The organism is Roseibium sp. (genome assembly GCF_965276855.1).
Classification (GTDB): domain Bacteria; phylum Pseudomonadota; class Alphaproteobacteria; order Rhizobiales; family Stappiaceae; genus Roseibium.
Genome location: NZ_OZ255700.1, coordinates 4970226 through 4985397, shown reverse-complemented (window position 1 = coordinate 4985397; position 15172 = coordinate 4970226). Strand labels below are relative to the sequence as shown.

The window sequence follows — 15172 nt, the reverse complement described above, 5'->3', positions numbered from 1 at the left end:
AGCAATACGACTATTGGCGCGCCCTACTTTCTGGCGCCTAATACTTTTGAAGTAACGCTGGCTAAATACTTCTCATGACACCTCACTCATGTCGCAGCGCAAACAAACGACATGCTCCGGATCATAGCCATTCCCAAATTTTTCTTGCTGCGCCGCAAAATAACCTATACGTAATGTGGCAAAACACCTATCCATCCAGATCATTAGACAAAAGTCATATATGATCGGCTCGCCCGCGCAGGCCCGTACATGTTGGACCGGACCAAAACCTGCACATAAACAATGCACCTGCCGAAATTTTTCTCATGAAACCAACCACAAGAGATTTTTTATGACCGTTCTCAAAACCATCGATGAGCTTGAAAAACACTATGGGCCAGTCGGCGAAGCGTCGCTCATAAAAGTGACTGATCATCTGACCGGCGCCTACCGTCAAATCGTTGAGAAATCCTGCTTTTGCACACTCTCAACGGCGGGACCGGAAGGTCTTGATTGTTCCCCGCGCGGAGACGCCGGCCCGGTCGTTCGAATCAAGGACCCTCGCACTTTGCTCATGCCGGATAGGCGCGGAAACAACCGCATTGATTCTCTGCGTAATATCATTCGTGACCCGCACGTCTCGCTGATGTTCATGATCCCGGGCTGGAACAATGTTTTGCGCATCAATGGACATGCGGTGATCTCAGTTGATCCGGCTCAGCTCGCGTCTTTTGTCATGGAGGGCAAAGAGCCCCGGTCCGTCATCGAGATCACGATCGAGGAAGCTTACTTCCAGTGCGCCCGCGCCATCATGCGCGCAGACCTCTGGAATCCGGAGAGCTATATTGCCAAAGGCGACATCCCGACCCCTGGACAAATCATGCAGGAAATAAAGGACAGTTTCGACGGATCGACCTATGATGCGGACTGGTTACAACGGGCAAAAGGGTCCATGTGGTGACAAGAACAGGCCGATCTCGGAGACGTTTTCTGCAAGGTGCCTCTGCGGCGACAGCAGTGTTGGCGGCAAGTAGCTCTGGAGCAAGTTTCATGATGTCAGCGCAAGCATCAACGACCGGCTTGCCCGACGGCTACTTCGTCCCGGCAGAAGACGACCCGCACGAGCGCACGTTCATGCAGTGGCCCGTGCATCCCGCTGTTCATCCAGACCGCTGGTTTCTGCAAGACCTGCAGCAAACCATCGCTGAGATTGCAAACACCATTGCCGAGTTTGAACCTGTGGTCATGCTGGCCGGTGCTGATTACCATTCAAACGCTCGCAAGCTTCTCTCCCAGTCTGTCGAGTTATGGGATATCCCGACCGACGATCTCTGGTGCCGGGATGCAGGACCACTGTTTGCAATCAACGATCAGGGCGGCCTTGTTGTCTCGGGAATGAAATTCAACGGCTGGGGCGGAAAACAAGTCCATGACAACGACGGTCAAATTGTGCCGCGTGTCGCAGAGCGTTTGGGTCTGACTGTTTATCCGAGCGGCTTGACCGGTGAACCGGGCGGCGTGGAATGGGATGGCCACGGCACCCTGCTGGCCCATGAGAGCTGCTGGGTCAATCCAAACCGTAACACTCTCTCACGCGCCGAGATCAAAGATCGGCTGCTCAGGGCCTATGGCGCAGACAAGATGATCTGGGCACCAGGTGTTGCTGGTCATGACATCACAGATGATCATATCGACGCCCTCGCACGCTTTGTTCGCCCGGGTGAAGTTCTCATTCAAGTTCCATATCCGGACGACAATGACATCTTTTCTGTCTCTGCCAGGAAGACGCTCGCTATCCTGAAGTCGGCGACGGATGCGGAAGGACGTCACTTGAAGATCACTGAAGTGCCCTCACCCGACCGCATCAGAGTGACATCTGATGATTTTCTTGCGTCCTACGCCAACTATTACGTTCTGAATGGCGCCGTTGTATGTGCCGAATTTGGCGATCAGGACACGGATGTCGAAATGCAGAGGACTTTGCGGCGGCTTTATCCGGACCGGGAAGTTGTCGCCCTCAATGTCGACGCGCTCGGCGAGACCGGCGGCGGCATCCACTGTGCGACGCAACAGCAGCCAAGGGTTTAACCTCGACGTAGTGGAATAACGGAAGCGCCTCTTTAAAGGACGATCAGCTTGCGCCATATCTGAGTGCAGTCGATTTCGAACCCTTTTGAGGATTTTCATGACCGCCAATCCGTTGCTGACCGACTGGACCACGCCTTTCGAGCTCCCACCTTTCTCTGAGATCGAGCCGAGCCACTTCGAGGAGGGTTTCGAAGTTTCCATGGCAGAGGCCCGCGCCGAGATCGATGCAATCGCGGATCAGGCAGCACCGGCAACCTTCGAGAACACGGTTGTTGCACTTGAAACATCGGGAAAGGCTCTGTCCAAAGTTGCACGAACCTTTTTCAATTTGAGCGGCGCCCACACCAACGAAGCCCTCCAGAAGATCGAACGCGATCTTGCTCCAAAGCTTGCCAAGCACAGCTCCGACACACTGCTCAACGCCAAACTCTACAACCGGATTGCCACTCTTTGGGATGAAAAAGACTCCCTCGGATTGCCCCCCGAAGATGCCAAGGTCCTGGAACGTTATTACAAGATGTTCCAGCGCGCAGGAGCCGGGCTGGAAGCAGATGGCAAGGCCCGCATGGCAGAGCTCTCGCAAAAACTTGCAACACTCGGCACCTCCTTTTCGCAGAACGTTCTGAAAGATGAGTCCGAGTACCAACTGGTTCTAGAAACCGAGGAAGATCGCACCGGACTGCCAGACTTTCTGATTGCAGCCGCCGCAGAAGCCGCAAAGGAACGGGGCCTGGACGGCAAGCATGTCATCACCCTCTCCCGTTCTTCGATTGAACCGTTCCTGCAGTTCTCAACCAACCGGCGCCTGCGCGAAGAAGCGTTCAAGGCATGGTCTGCCCGCGGTGAGAACGGGGGCGACACGGACAACCGCGCAATCATCAAGGATACCCTGGAGCTGCGCGCTGAAAGAGCCAGGCTTTTGGGTTTTGACAGCTTCGCCGCCTTCAAGCTGGACGACACGATGGCCAAGACACCGGAAAACGTCCGCGATCTCTTGACCAAGGTCTGGACGCCGGCTGTTGCTCGCGCGAACGAGGAAGCAGAAAAACTCGGCGAGATGGCTCAGAGCCTGGGCGAAAACCATGAGATCGAGGCATGGGACTGGCGGTTCTATTCAGAGAAGGTCCGCAAGGCGGAGCACGATCTCGATGAAGCCGAGCTGAAGCCTTATCTGCAGCTCGACAAGATAATCGAAGCGGCATTTGACACGGCAACCCGCCTCTTCGGTGTCACCTTCCGGGAACTCAAGGACATGCCCGTCTACCATCCGGATGTTCGGGCCTTTGAAGTCTTGAACCCTGACGGGAGCCATAAAGGCTTGTTCCTCGGTGACTATTTCGCTCGTCCCTCGAAACGTTCCGGCGCCTGGATGAGTGCGTTCCGCTCTCAGCACAAGCTGAACGGCGGTGACACACCGATCATCGTCAATGTCATGAACTTCTCCAAGGGCGCATCGGGTGAAGCCACGCTTCTGACATTTGATGATGCGCGCACTCTCTTCCATGAGTTCGGACACGGGCTGCACGGGCTTCTGTCGGATGTCACTTACCCGATGATCTCCGGAACATCGGTCGCACGCGATTTTGTCGAGCTGCCATCGCAGCTCTACGAACACTGGCTGTCAGAACCTGAAGTTCTCTCCAAGTTTGCCGTTCACTACAAAACCGGCGAACCGATGCCAAAAGCGTTGCTCGACAAATTGCTTGCCGCCGCGAACTTCAATCAAGGTTTTGCGACCGTGGAATATACGGCCTGCGCCCTTCTCGATCTGGAACTTCATTTGCTGGACGATCCGTCGAGCTTTGATCCGGTCGCGTTCGAAAAGGCCGAACTTGCAAAGATTGGTATGCCGAAAGCGATCACCATGCGCCACCGCATCCCGCATTTTCAGCATGTCTTCTCCGGCGACGGCTATTCATCCGGATATTACAGCTATATGTGGTCAGAGGTGATGGACGCAGATGCTTTCGGCGCTTTCAAGGAAGCTGGTGACATCTTCGACAAGGACACAGCGGACAAGCTCCTGACCAACATCTATTCCGCTGGCGGACGTCCAGATCCGGAAGACGCTTATGTCGCGTTCCGCGGCCGCGCCCCAAAAATCGACGCCCTTCTGGAAGGCCGCGGCCTCGCCGCAGCCTAAATCGCGAAACATGCAGTCCCGGCCCCCGCGCCGGGACCATGATTTTTTGAGCCCGGCGCAAGACCGGGTCGGCAGATCCGACCTATTAACTTCATGCAATCGATTGTCCAACCAACGAGTTTCTGATTATGCAGACCTCGCCCACTATGTCCGACGCCACCTCGAAACTTCTCCGTCTCGGTTTGGTCATTGGCGGTTTGAGCGGGGCTTCGGGCGTCGCGTTTTTGGCTCTCTCGGCGCATGCGGATACGACCGGTCTGATGAAGACCGCAGCACACATGCTGCTCTTCCACGCACCCGTCTTTCTAGGGATGGGACTAGTCGCGCAGATCCGGCGTGTTCCGTTTTTGCCGGTTGCCTTTGCGCTTATGGTCGTAGGCATCACCCTGTTCAGCGGCGACTTAATCGCACGCGCCACAATCGGCAACCGCCTTTTTCCGATGGCGGCCCCGACTGGCGGGATGCTGACAATCGCAAGCTGGATCGCACTGGCTCTCAGTGCGGTCCAGATAAAGCCGAGATGACTGGACCTACTTCAAGCGCGCGGCATGCCAGGCGACATGATCGCGGGCAAACGTCGAGACGAAATAGTAGGAATGATCGTAGCCCGGTTGCAGACGGAAGCTGTGGGCTGTCTTTGTCTCAGCAAGTGCCGCGGCCAGCGCCTCGGGTTTAAGCAGATCGTAGAACTGGTCATCTGCGCCCTGGTCAATGAGGATGTCCTCAACCCAGCCCTTCTCCTTCAAGAGATACACAGCGTCGTGCGCCGTCCATAGGGTCTCATCGTCTCCGAGATAGGCACCGAGTTGTTTGCGTCCCCAGTCGGACTGGCTCGGGTTTGCGATCGGTGAGAAGGCCGACAAGGACCGGTACTGGCTCGGGTATTTCATCGCCAGGGTCAGCGCACCGTGCCCCCCCATGGAGTGCCCGGTAATGCCGTGGTGGATCGACACCGGGAACTGTGCCTGCACAAGATCGCGCAGCTCTGTGGCGATGTAGGTTTCCATCTGGAAATGCGGTGCCCAGGGGCCTTGCGTCGCGTTGACGTAAAAACCGGCCCCCTGCCCCAAATCATAGGCCTCGTCGTTGGCAACACCCTCGCCGCGCGGGCTGGTGTCCGGAAAGACGATCGCAAGGCCAAATTCCGCGGCATGCGCCTGAAGACCCGCCTTGGTCATCGCGTTTTCATGGGTACAGGTCAGCCCAGACAAATACCAAAGGCACGGCACTGGCCCGTTTTTGGCCTGCGGCGGAATATAGACCGCAAACGTCATCTCGCCGTCGGTCGCCGTGCTCTCATGGCTGTAGACGCCCTGAACGCCGCCAAAACATTTGTTTTCAGAAAGGGTTTTCATGGAAACTCCATTAAAACGTTAGCGTCCGCACCGTCAAAGCTTCCGGTACATGACAAGCGCATCGACATAGCCGTCGCGCGGATGATGAAATGCCTCTGGCAACCGGCCAACGATATCAAATCCGTATCGCTGCCAGATCTCCACTGCACGCGTATTTATCGAGACGACAAAGTTGAACTGCATCGCCCGAAACCCATCTGCCTTCGCAGTCTCGAGCGAATGTTCCAGCATCAGTCTGGCAACGCCCAGGCCTTGCGCGGCAGCGGCGGTGACAAACCCGCAATTGCAAACATGTGAGCCACCGCCCTTCTGGTTTCGAACGATGTAATAGGTGCCCAGAAGCTCACCGTCCCGTTCAACCACAAAGACCTTTTTGCCGCCCGTCCAATAGGCAAGCGCACCGGCACGGTCGATATCGGGATCGACCGTGTAGGTTTCACCGGCTGCGAAGACGGGCTCCAGCATATCCCAAATGCCGTTCCCATCTTCCGCGCGAGCGGGTCTGACAATGAGATCCGTCACAGGCTTAGTAGAGCACCACTGAGCGGATCGACTCGCCTTTATGCATCAGATCAAAGCCCTTGTTGATGTCCTCAAGCGGCATGGTGTGCGTGATCATCGGATCGATTTCGATCTTGCCGTCCATGTACCAGTCAACGATCTGCGGCACGTCCGTGCGTCCGCGTGCGCCACCGAACGCCGTACCTTTCCAGACCCGTCCGGTGACCAGCTGGAACGGACGCGTGGCAATCTCGGCACCGGCCGGCGCCACACCAATGATGATCGACTCGCCCCAGCCTTTGTGGGCAGATTCCAGCGCGGTCCGCATGACATTGACGTTGCCGGTCGCATCGAATGTGTAATCCGCACCGCCCTTTGTGAGGTTCACCAGATACGGTACCAGGTCTTCTTCCACCTCGGACGGATTGACGAAGTCGGTCATGCCGAAACGCTCAGCCATTTCTTTCTTGGCCGGGTTCAAGTCAACGCCAACGATCTGGTCCGCTCCGGCAAGCCGCAGTCCCTGAATGACGTTCAGACCAATGCCGCCGAGGCCAAAAACAATCGCGCGCGATCCAATCTCGACCTTGGCCGTGTTGATCACGGCGCCGATGCCAGTCGTGACGCCGCAGCCGATGTAGCAAACCTTGTCGAACGGGGCGTCCGGGTTAATCTTTGCCAGCGCGATCTCCGGAACAACGGTGTAGTTCGCGAAAGTGGATGTGCCCATGTAGTGCAGGATCGGGTCGCCATCGAGCGTGGAGAACCGGGAAGACCCGTCCGGCATAAGGCCCTGGCCCTGCGTGGACCGGATTGCCTGACAAAGGTTGGTTTTCGGGTTGAGACAGTATTCGCACGTCCGGCACTCCGGCGTGTAGAGCGGGATCACATGATCGCCCGGCTTCAGGGTCGTGACGCCCTTGCCGACTTCGACAACAACACCTGCGCCTTCGTGGCCGAGAATCGCCGGAAAGAGACCTTCCGGGTCCGCACCGGACAACGTAAACTCATCCGTATGGCAAATGCCAGTTGCCTTGACTTCCACCAGAACCTCAAAACCCCGCGGGCCTTCCAGGTTGACTGTGGTTACTTCGAGGGGCTTGCCGGCGCCCACTGCCACGGCTGCACGAACTTGCATTTGACGATCTCCCTAAATGCTATTGACCCGCACAGTTACTCCGAGCGCGATCATTTGCAAGAACCGGGACGACATCCAATGTCGGATTTACGCATTCAAGAGCGCCGGTTTGTTCCTTGCTGCGCCAAAAAACAGCCCAAGGCCTCGCATTTTTCGCGTGTTTTCAGCATGTCCAATCCTGCGGAAAACCTGTGCCAGCGAATATGTCGCTTTCAGACCAACAAGCGACCGAAACCTGATATGCAGATGGGCATGCAATCGCGAATATGCGCACCAACGGACACAGCTTGCCGAATGGCAATTGCCGGTGCCCATAGGACATGAACACAAGGACCGGACCGCGACCGTCTTTCCAACTTGAAAGGCAGTGATGGTCCAAAACGTGCGGAGCCGCTCTTTATGAAGCGTTATTCCTTCCTGGAACTGGCAAAAAATGCCTTTTCCGCGCACCAGAACTGGGGCCGCCAATGGCGCGCGCCGGAGCCCAAAGCCGAGTATGACGTGGTCATCATCGGCGCCGGTGGCCATGGTCTTGCTACCGCCTATTACCTTGCCAAGGAACACGGCGTTCGCAACGTCGCGGTCCTTGAAAAAGGTTGGCTTGGCGGCGGCAACACGGGCCGGAACACGACCATCGTGCGCTCTAACTATCTCTGGGAAGAAAGCGCGGCGCTCTACAATCACGCAATTGATTTGTGGGACGGCCTGTCGCAGGAGTTGAACTACAACGTCATGTACTCCGCGCGTGGCGTCATGATGCTGGCCCACACGGTCCACGACGTTCAGGTCGCACAGCGCCACATTCACGCCAACCGGTTGGCGGGCGTTCAAAACGAATGGCTGACGCCGGAACAGGCCAAGGAATACTGCCCTCCGCTCAACATCTCCAAGGACATTCGCTATCCGGTGATGGGCGCCGCCCTTCAGCGCGTTGGCGGTACCGCCCGTCACGATGCGGTGGCCTGGGGCTATGCGCGTGGCGCGGACGACATGGGCGTCGACATTATCCAGAATTGCCTTGTCACCGGGATCAAGCGCGGGGCTGATGGCGCCGTTGAGGGTGTTGAAACGGCCAAGGGCTTTATCAAGGCCAAGAAGGTCGCCGTAGTGGCTGCCGGCAACACCACGACCGTCATGGATATGGCCGGTGTCCGGATGCCGCTGGAGTCTTTCCCGCTGCAGGCACTCGTCTCCGAACCGGTCAAACCGGCTTTCCCATGTGTGGTGATGTCGAACACGATCCATGCCTACATTTCCCAATCCGACAAGGGCGAGCTGGTGATTGGTGCGGGAACGGACCAGTTCATCTCCTACAGCCAGACGGGCGGCATCCACATTTCCAACCATACAATTGACGCGATCTGCGAACTCTTCCCGCACTTCCGGCGCATGCGCATGTTGCGCAACTGGGGTGGCATCGTGGACGTAACCCCCGATCGCTCACCAATCCTGTCCAAAACGCCGGTCCAGGGTCTTTACGTGAACTGCGGCTGGGGCACAGGCGGTTTCAAGGCAACACCGGGCTCTGGACACGTTTTTGCGCATACAATTGCCAAAGACGAACCGCATCCGATCAATGCACCTTTCACCATCGACCGCTTCAAAACGGGTCGCCTGATCGACGAAGCGGCCGCTGCCGCCGTGGCACACTAAGGGGAGAATACAGACATGTTGTTGGTTTACTGCCCTTACTGCCAGGTAGAGCGTCCGGAAACCGAGTTTTCCTGCCGCGGCCAGGCGCACATTGCCCGCCCGTCCGACCCTGCAGAAGTCACTGATGAAGGTTGGGTTGAGTACCTCTACATGCGCGACAACACCAAGGGTGTTTACGCGGAACGCTGGCGCCACATCCATGGTTGTGGCCGGTTCTTCAACGCCGTCCGTCACACCGTGAGCGACGACTTCCTGAAGTTTTACAAGGCTGGCGAACCGATGCCGGACCTTGATGAATTGGCCAAGGAGGCCGGCAAATGAGCCAGCCATTCCGTACTGAAAAAGGCGGCCGGATCGACCGCGGCGAACAGCTGACCTTCACCTTCGACGGCGAAGAAATGCAGGGCCACAAGGGCGACACCCTTGCCTCTGCACTGCTGGCAAACGGTGTTCACCTGGTCGGGCGGTCCTTCAAGTACCACCGTCCGCGCGGCATCGTGACAGCAGGCTCCGAAGAGCCGAACGCACTGGTCGGCGTGTACCGCAAGGGCGATCAGACCCCGAACCTGCGGGCAACACAGGTGGAAGTCTACCAAGGCCTTGAGGCGATCTCGCAAAACCGTTTCCCGTCGCTCGGCTTCGATGTCGGCGCGGTCAACGATCTCATGTCCCCGCTGTTTCCAGCCGGCTTCTACTACAAGACCTTCATGTGGCCGAAGGCGTTCTGGGACCGGGTGTATGAGCCGGTCATCCGCGCAGCAGCCGGTCTTGGGAAACCGCCAAAGAACCCGGATCACGACACCTACGGCAATATCTACGCGCATTGCGATGTACTGGTAGCAGGGTCGGGACCAGCTGGTCTTGCCGCAGCGGTGGCCGCAGCTGAAACCGGCGCCAAGGTCATACTGTGTGATGAGCAGGCGGAATTTGGCGGTTCGCTTCTGTCGGACGAAAACGCAACCATCGACGGCAAAACCCCGATCGAGTGGGTCCAGGAAACTGTTGCCAAGTTGGCATCTATGGACAACGTCACGCTTTTGTCCCGGACGACTGCGTTTGGCTACTTCGCGCACAACTACATCGCTCTTGCCGAGCGTGTAACCGAGCACCTCAGCGACCCGGATCCCAAGCTGCCGCGCGAACGCCTCTGGCAGGTTCGCGCCAAGGAGGTGGTGATCGCCTCCGGTGCGATCGAACGCCCGATGGTGTTCCCGGAAAACGACCGCCCGGGCATCTTGCTCGCGGAGGCGGGCCGGACCTATCTCAACCGCTATGGTGTCAAGGTCGGCAACAAGGTGCTTGTCGCAACCGCTTGTGACACTGCCTGGCAGGCGGCTTTCGACCTCGCAGATCACGGCGTGGACGTCGTGGCCATCGCCGACTTGCGCGAAACCCCGCCGGAAAACCTGGTGGCCATTGCGCAGGCTCGAGGCATTCGGGTTGAAGCTGGTTGTGTCGTCACCGGAACGCTCGGACGCAAACGGGTCAAGGCCGCCCTGCTCGGCCGCTTGATGACCTCCGGCCAGGTCGCATCCGCTGGTCAGGTCGCATGCGACGCAATCCTGATGTCGGGCGGCTGGACGCCAACCGTAAGCCTTTACTCTCAGTCCCGCGGCAAGGTTGTCTGGGACGAAACCGTTGGTGCTTACGTGCCTGGAAAATCCGTTCAGAACGAACGCTCGGCTGGAGCCGCTAAAGGTCTCTACGGCCTTCAGGCAACACTCGACGACGGCTATGCTGCTGGTGAAACAGCGGCAAAAGCTGCGATCGGCAAGGAAGCCAAGGTCACCTATGCGGCGGCCTCCGGCGGGGAAGCCGGCCAAGGCGCTGTTCTCGGTGCCCTGCCCCATGACCGCAATGCCTCGCGCGTGAAAGCGTTTGTCGACTACCAGAACGACGTGACCGCCAAGGATATCAAACTCGCCGCACGCGAAGGCATGCAGTCGATCGAGCACATCAAGCGCTACACGACGACCGGCATGGCGACGGACCAGGGGCGTCTGTCCAACATGAATGCGCTGTCCATCGCCTCTGGCGCTCTGGAAAAGCCGATTGTGGATGTCGGTCTGACGACCTTCCGCCTACCCTACACGCCAACAACCTTTGGTCTGTTTGCAGGTGTTGCCCGCGGCGATCATTTCGATCCGGTCCGCAAGACCCCGTCCCACGACTGGGTTGTCGCCAATGGCGGCGTTTATGAAGACGTCGGACAGTGGAAACGGACTTGGTACTTCCCGAAATCGGGCGAGGACATGCATGCAGCCGTCGCCAGGGAATGCGCTACTGTACGTGAAAGCGTTGGCCTGTTTGATGCGTCCACTCTTGGCAAGATCGAGGTAGTCGGGCCCGATGCCGCCGAATTCCTGGAGCGGATGTACACCAACCCTTGGAAAAAGCTGGCGCCGGGCCGCTGCCGCTATGGCCTCTTGCTGAATGATGCCGGCTTCATCGTCGACGATGGTGTCATTGGCCGTCTGGCAGACGACCGCTTCCATGTGACCACGACCACCGGCGGTGCGCCGAGCGTCTTTGCAACGATGGAAGACTACCTGCAGACCGAATGGCCGGATCTCGATGTCTGGATCACCTCCACCACTGAGCAATACGCAGTGGCCGCAGTTCAGGGACCTAAGGCCCGTGAGGTGATCGCCCCGTTCATCGAAGGTATCGACCTGTCCGCAGAGGCTTTCCCGCACATGAGCGTCAAGGAAGGCACCTTCTGCGGTGTTCCGTGCCGCCTGTTCCGCATCTCCTTTACCGGCGAACTCGGGTTCGAGATCAATGTCCCGCGCCGCCATGGCAAGATGATGTGGGAAACGCTGGCCGGTGAAATCGAAAAGCACAACGGCACCGCTTATGGCACGGAGACCATGCACGTTCTGCGCGCCGAAAAGGGTTACATCATCGTCGGTCAGGACACCGATGGCACTGTCACCCCGCAAGACGCCGGCATGAGCTGGGCCATCGGCAAGAAAAAGCACGACTTCGTCGGCAAACGCGGCCTAGAACGCCCGGATCTTGTTGCCGATAACCGCAAGCAGTTTGTCGGCCTCCTGACCAAGGATCCGAAGGTCAAGTTGGAAGAAGGCGCACAGATCACTGTTGCGCAAAACCCGGCCACCGGAACACCAGCGGAAGGTCATGTGACTTCATCTTACTACAGTCCCGCCATGGGCCGGACGATCGCTTTGGCGATCGTGAAAAACGGCCATGCCCTTCATGGCAAGTCGCTTTATGTGCCCATGCCGGATGGCGGCATCGAGGTGCAAGTGACCAGCCCAATATTCTTTGACAAGGAAGGAGCGCGGCTCAATGTCTGATCTTCTTGCCAGTGACGTCATCACGCCGGATGCCGGCGAAACACCGCTCCTCAGCCTTCCGGATGTCTCAGTTCTGAAGGCAGCGCCGATGACACGGCTGTCGCTCCGGTTGCGCGAAGCTGCCATCCCGGCGGCGGGTGAAGCTTTCGGCGCGAAATTGCCGGTGACCCCGCTCGGTGCGGAAACCTCGGCAAAACGGGCAGCGCTTTGGATGGGGCCGGACGAATGGACGCTGTTGGCGCCTGAAGATGAGCTTCAGGCGGTGTTTGACGGGATCGAGACCAAGCTCGATGGTCAGCCGCACTCCCTCACCGACATTTCGCACCGATCAGAAGCTTTGATCGTGTCAGGTCCAAAGGCCAGCTGGTTGCTCAACACCGGGATATTCATCGATTTCTCGCTGGAAAAATTCCCGGTTGGCACGGTGACCCGGACAATCTTCCACAAGTCTCCAGTCATGATCTGGCGCACGGGTGAAGACACATTCGTGGTCGAGGCTTGGGTTTCTTTCATGGACTATGTTGCCGGCATCCTTGTCGAAAGCGCCCAGGAGTTGGCCGCGGCCTGATTCATTAAAGGTCCGGTTGGCGCTCTGAGCGCCAGCCGGTTCAGGTTTGTTGCTTGAAATTTTAACGTCTTGCCTGCAAATGTGCTGATCATGCTGAAGATCGGCTCCTACAACATACAAAAATCGATTGGTGTCGATGCGCGGCGGCGGCCAGACCGGACATTGAAGGTTATTGGTGAGCTGCAATGCGACGTGATCGCCCTGCAGGAAGCCGACAAACGCTTCGGACCTCGTGAGAGCACTCTCGACCGCGATCATATTCTTGCGCAGACCAACTTCCGCCCAGTGCCCTTTGCGGTTGGCGAACACAGCCTCGGCTGGCATGGGAATGCTATTTTGGTCCGGCAAGGCATTGAGATTCTGAATCACCGGCGGATTGAATTGCCAACCTTGGAGCCGCGGGGTGCCGTGGCTGTAGATTTGGCAGTGGAGGATCAGAAGATCCGGGTCGCCGCCATGCACCTCAGCCTGATTGGTCATTTCCGCAAGAAACAGATTTCCTCGCTGATGCACCAGCTTCACGAAGACCTGGATTACCTGCCGACCATTTTGATCGGCGATCTGAACGAATGGCGCGATGATGCCAAAAGCATCCGCCTCCTGGAAAAACGCTACGAAGTCACAACGCCCGGCCGGAGCTTTCCAAGCCCCCTGCCCGTCGGCAGTCTGGATCGGATCATAACCAGTCCGGAATTCACCGTTCAAAAGGCCGGGGTTCACAAATCAAAGACAGCGCGGATCGCGTCAGATCATCTTCCCGTTTGGGCAGAGCTCGCCCTTGAGCCAACAGGCCACCTTGCCTGAATCTCTGGCGCTGGACGACTGCGTGCTATTGTGTGACCAGCAGATAGTCGAACACATGAAAGAGCCCCGCCGATAGGAGCGCACACGCAGGGACCGTGACGATCCAGGCACCGATGATGGTGACCAGGTTGGTCCGGCGTACCAAAAGCCTGCGGCGACGCTCCTCCCGGTTGCGGATAGGCTGATGGCGCTTGCCATTCACCTTCTGCGGGACGAACCGGTTTCTGTACCACTCGCGAAACAGACCAACGCCAAAAATTGCGCCCACCGCGATATGCGTCGACGAGACTGGCAACCCGAGCCCGGACGCGGTCAGCACCGTTCCAGATGTTGCCAGCGTGACGCAGAACGCCCGGATCGGGTTCAGCTTGGTAATCCGTTTGCCGACAACTGTTACAAGACGGCGGCCAAACAGTAAAAGGCCGGCTGAAATACCAAAGGCTCCGACAGCGCTCACCCATAGCGGTGCAACCGGGTTGAGCTGGCCGAGAATCCAGTAGTGCAGATCGTTGATTTCGTCAGACTGGCTGTTGACGATCGCCGCCAGCGGACCGATCGCGTTCGCAACGTCGTTCGCGCCATGCGCAAACGACAGCAGCGCTGCTGAACAAATCAATGGGATCGCAAAAAGAGAGCGCAAAGACTGTGTTCTATTGTCGAGAAACAAAGCCTGACTGGCAACCACGCGCCGGTAAATGGCCCAGACGACAGCCCCGGCAACAATCGGTGCGAGCGTTGCCGGGACAAACGGCAAGACGATCAGCCGATGAAGGCCTTTGTGGGTCATGTAAGCGGTAAAGGTCGCAGCCAAGCCGCCTAGAAGAATAGGCAACCAGAAACGCGCCGCGGCGAGCTTGTCGTCCGTGTAGATGACCTTGGTATTGATGAACCCAAGGAGCAGCGCTGCGACAATGCCCCCCAAGAAAGGTGATGCAACCCAGGTGGCTGCTATAACCCCGAGCGTTGACCAGTTGATCGCAGCAAAGCTGCTTGCCGCAACGCCGGCGCCAACGACACCACCGATAATCGTATGGGTCGTGGAGACAGGCGCGCCAATAAGCGTTGCAATGTTGATCCAGATCGCCGCCGCAGCCATGGCAGTCAGCATCGCTTTCATGAAGCGGAAGTTTTCAGGGATGTCATCTGGCGCGATGATCTCGGTTGAAATCGTGGTGACCACGTCACCACCAGCCAACAACGCGCCAGCACTTTCGCAAATCGCAGCGATGATCAGCGCCGTTGTTATGCTGACCACCCGCGCGCCGACTGCAGGCCCGACATTGTTGGCAACATCGTTGGCGCCGATGGTGATAGCGAGATAGCCGCCGACCGTTGCACCAGTAACCAGGATCAGAACATTGGATACATCCGACGCTGCAAATTGAAGGGATGCAAGGATTGCGCAGACCGCCAAAAAGCAGATGGCAAGACCGGGCGCTATCAGGCGCCGGCCCATCGCTTCTGCAGCATCGCCAAGAAACCCGACCCGGTCGAGATCCTTATCGAGTGCCTTTGGTGTCAGGTTGTCCCCCGAACGCACAGTACCCGTCTTTCAGATCCGTTCACCGGCTGCCTATCGCACGAGGACCTTCGGGACCGTACCGCGCCGGAGTAAACTGAATA

At 57.9% G+C, this 15172-nt stretch carries 13 protein-coding genes; 9 read left to right on the top strand and 4 right to left on the bottom strand.

Going from position 1 to position 15172, the window contains the following annotated elements; all coding sequences use genetic code 11:
• Positions 1 to 331: 331 nt before the first annotated feature.
• The 4 genes from ACQY4Z_RS23090 to ACQY4Z_RS23075 all read left to right on the top strand — a co-directional run bounded on the left by ACQY4Z_RS23090 (position 332) and on the right by ACQY4Z_RS23075 (position 4734).
• On the top strand, positions 332 to 940 hold the full coding sequence (locus ACQY4Z_RS23090) for a pyridoxamine 5'-phosphate oxidase family protein (RefSeq protein WP_428525205.1): 609 nt from the start codon (positions 332 to 334) through the stop codon (positions 938 to 940).
• Positions 934 to 2067: an agmatine deiminase family protein gene (locus ACQY4Z_RS23085; RefSeq protein ID WP_428525203.1), complete on the top strand. Its 1134-nt coding sequence runs from the start codon at positions 934 to 936 to the stop codon at positions 2065 to 2067. The genes ACQY4Z_RS23090 and ACQY4Z_RS23085 overlap by 7 nt, the downstream gene beginning before the upstream one ends.
• A gap of 97 nt (positions 2068 to 2164) precedes the next feature.
• Positions 2165 to 4210 carry a M3 family metallopeptidase gene (locus ACQY4Z_RS23080; protein ID WP_428525201.1) on the top strand — a complete coding sequence of 682 codons (2046 nt, stop codon included), beginning with the start codon at positions 2165 to 2167 and terminating at the stop codon, positions 4208 to 4210.
• A 146-nt stretch (positions 4211 to 4356) separates the two neighbouring features.
• The gene (locus ACQY4Z_RS23075; protein WP_428525199.1) at positions 4357 to 4734 is read left to right on the top strand and encodes a DUF423 domain-containing protein; all 378 of its coding nucleotides are present in this window, start codon (positions 4357 to 4359) and stop codon (positions 4732 to 4734) included.
• A gap of 6 nt (positions 4735 to 4740) precedes the next feature.
• Here the strand turns inward: ACQY4Z_RS23075 and fghA are convergent, their stop codons facing one another.
• The 3 genes from fghA to ACQY4Z_RS23060 all read right to left on the bottom strand — a co-directional run bounded on the left by fghA (position 4741) and on the right by ACQY4Z_RS23060 (position 7204).
• Positions 4741 to 5565, bottom strand: coding sequence for an S-formylglutathione hydrolase (gene fghA / locus ACQY4Z_RS23070; RefSeq protein ID WP_428525197.1), 825 nt, complete (start codon positions 5563 to 5565; stop codon positions 4741 to 4743).
• 33 nt (positions 5566 to 5598) lie between these two features.
• Positions 5599 to 6030 (bottom strand): N-acetyltransferase family protein, encoded by a 432-nt coding sequence (locus ACQY4Z_RS23065; RefSeq protein ID WP_428529651.1) that lies wholly within the window; start codon positions 6028 to 6030, stop codon positions 5599 to 5601.
• Positions 6031 to 6091: 61 nt separating this feature from the next.
• A complete protein-coding gene (locus ACQY4Z_RS23060) occupies positions 6092 to 7204 on the bottom strand; it encodes an S-(hydroxymethyl)glutathione dehydrogenase/class III alcohol dehydrogenase (protein WP_428525195.1) in 1113 nt (370 codons plus the stop codon).
• Between the two features lie 399 nt (positions 7205 to 7603).
• Between ACQY4Z_RS23060 and ACQY4Z_RS23055 the strand changes: the two genes are divergently transcribed.
• From ACQY4Z_RS23055 to ACQY4Z_RS23035, 5 genes are all read left to right on the top strand, one after another.
• Positions 7604 to 8857: a sarcosine oxidase subunit beta family protein gene (locus ACQY4Z_RS23055; protein WP_209175160.1), complete on the top strand. Its 1254-nt coding sequence runs from the start codon at positions 7604 to 7606 to the stop codon at positions 8855 to 8857.
• Positions 8858 to 8872: 15 nt separating this feature from the next.
• Positions 8873 to 9178, top strand: a complete 306-nt coding sequence (locus ACQY4Z_RS23050) for a sarcosine oxidase subunit delta (protein ID WP_008190152.1) — start codon at positions 8873 to 8875, stop codon at positions 9176 to 9178.
• Complete coding sequence (locus ACQY4Z_RS23045) at positions 9175 to 12177, top strand: sarcosine oxidase subunit alpha family protein (protein WP_428525193.1); 3003 nt, start codon at positions 9175 to 9177, stop codon at positions 12175 to 12177. Before ACQY4Z_RS23050 ends, ACQY4Z_RS23045 begins: the two co-directional genes overlap by 4 nt.
• Positions 12170 to 12745, top strand: a complete 576-nt coding sequence (locus ACQY4Z_RS23040; protein WP_428525191.1) for a sarcosine oxidase subunit gamma — start codon at positions 12170 to 12172, stop codon at positions 12743 to 12745. The genes ACQY4Z_RS23045 and ACQY4Z_RS23040 overlap by 8 nt, the downstream gene beginning before the upstream one ends.
• A gap of 90 nt (positions 12746 to 12835) precedes the next feature.
• The gene (locus ACQY4Z_RS23035; RefSeq protein WP_428525189.1) at positions 12836 to 13549 is read left to right on the top strand and encodes an endonuclease/exonuclease/phosphatase family protein; all 714 of its coding nucleotides are present in this window, start codon (positions 12836 to 12838) and stop codon (positions 13547 to 13549) included.
• Positions 13550 to 13574: 25 nt separating this feature from the next.
• Here the strand turns inward: ACQY4Z_RS23035 and ACQY4Z_RS23030 are convergent, their stop codons facing one another.
• The gene (locus ACQY4Z_RS23030) at positions 13575 to 15089 is read right to left on the bottom strand and encodes an inorganic phosphate transporter (protein ID WP_428525187.1); all 1515 of its coding nucleotides are present in this window, start codon (positions 15087 to 15089) and stop codon (positions 13575 to 13577) included.
• Between the last annotated feature and the right edge of the window lie 83 nt (positions 15090 to 15172).

Coding starts and splice junctions, on each gene's coding strand:
- fghA (WP_428525197.1), bottom strand. CDS start 5,565: ATGAAAACCCTTTCTGAAAACAAATGTTTTGGCGGCGTTCAGGGCGTC.
- ACQY4Z_RS23055 (WP_209175160.1), top strand. CDS start 7,604: ATGAAGCGTTATTCCTTCCTGGAACTGGCAAAAAATGCCTTTTCCGCG.
- ACQY4Z_RS23035 (WP_428525189.1), top strand. CDS start 12,836: ATGCTGAAGATCGGCTCCTACAACATACAAAAATCGATTGGTGTCGAT.
- ACQY4Z_RS23075 (WP_428525199.1), top strand. CDS start 4,357: ATGTCCGACGCCACCTCGAAACTTCTCCGTCTCGGTTTGGTCATTGGC.
- ACQY4Z_RS23045 (WP_428525193.1), top strand. CDS start 9,175: ATGAGCCAGCCATTCCGTACTGAAAAAGGCGGCCGGATCGACCGCGGC.
- ACQY4Z_RS23050 (WP_008190152.1), top strand. CDS start 8,873: ATGTTGTTGGTTTACTGCCCTTACTGCCAGGTAGAGCGTCCGGAAACC.
- ACQY4Z_RS23060 (WP_428525195.1), bottom strand. CDS start 7,204: ATGCAAGTTCGTGCAGCCGTGGCAGTGGGCGCCGGCAAGCCCCTCGAA.
- ACQY4Z_RS23080 (WP_428525201.1), top strand. CDS start 2,165: ATGACCGCCAATCCGTTGCTGACCGACTGGACCACGCCTTTCGAGCTC.
- ACQY4Z_RS23040 (WP_428525191.1), top strand. CDS start 12,170: ATGTCTGATCTTCTTGCCAGTGACGTCATCACGCCGGATGCCGGCGAA.
- ACQY4Z_RS23065 (WP_428529651.1), bottom strand. CDS start 6,030: ATGCTGGAGCCCGTCTTCGCAGCCGGTGAAACCTACACGGTCGATCCC.
- ACQY4Z_RS23090 (WP_428525205.1), top strand. CDS start 332: ATGACCGTTCTCAAAACCATCGATGAGCTTGAAAAACACTATGGGCCA.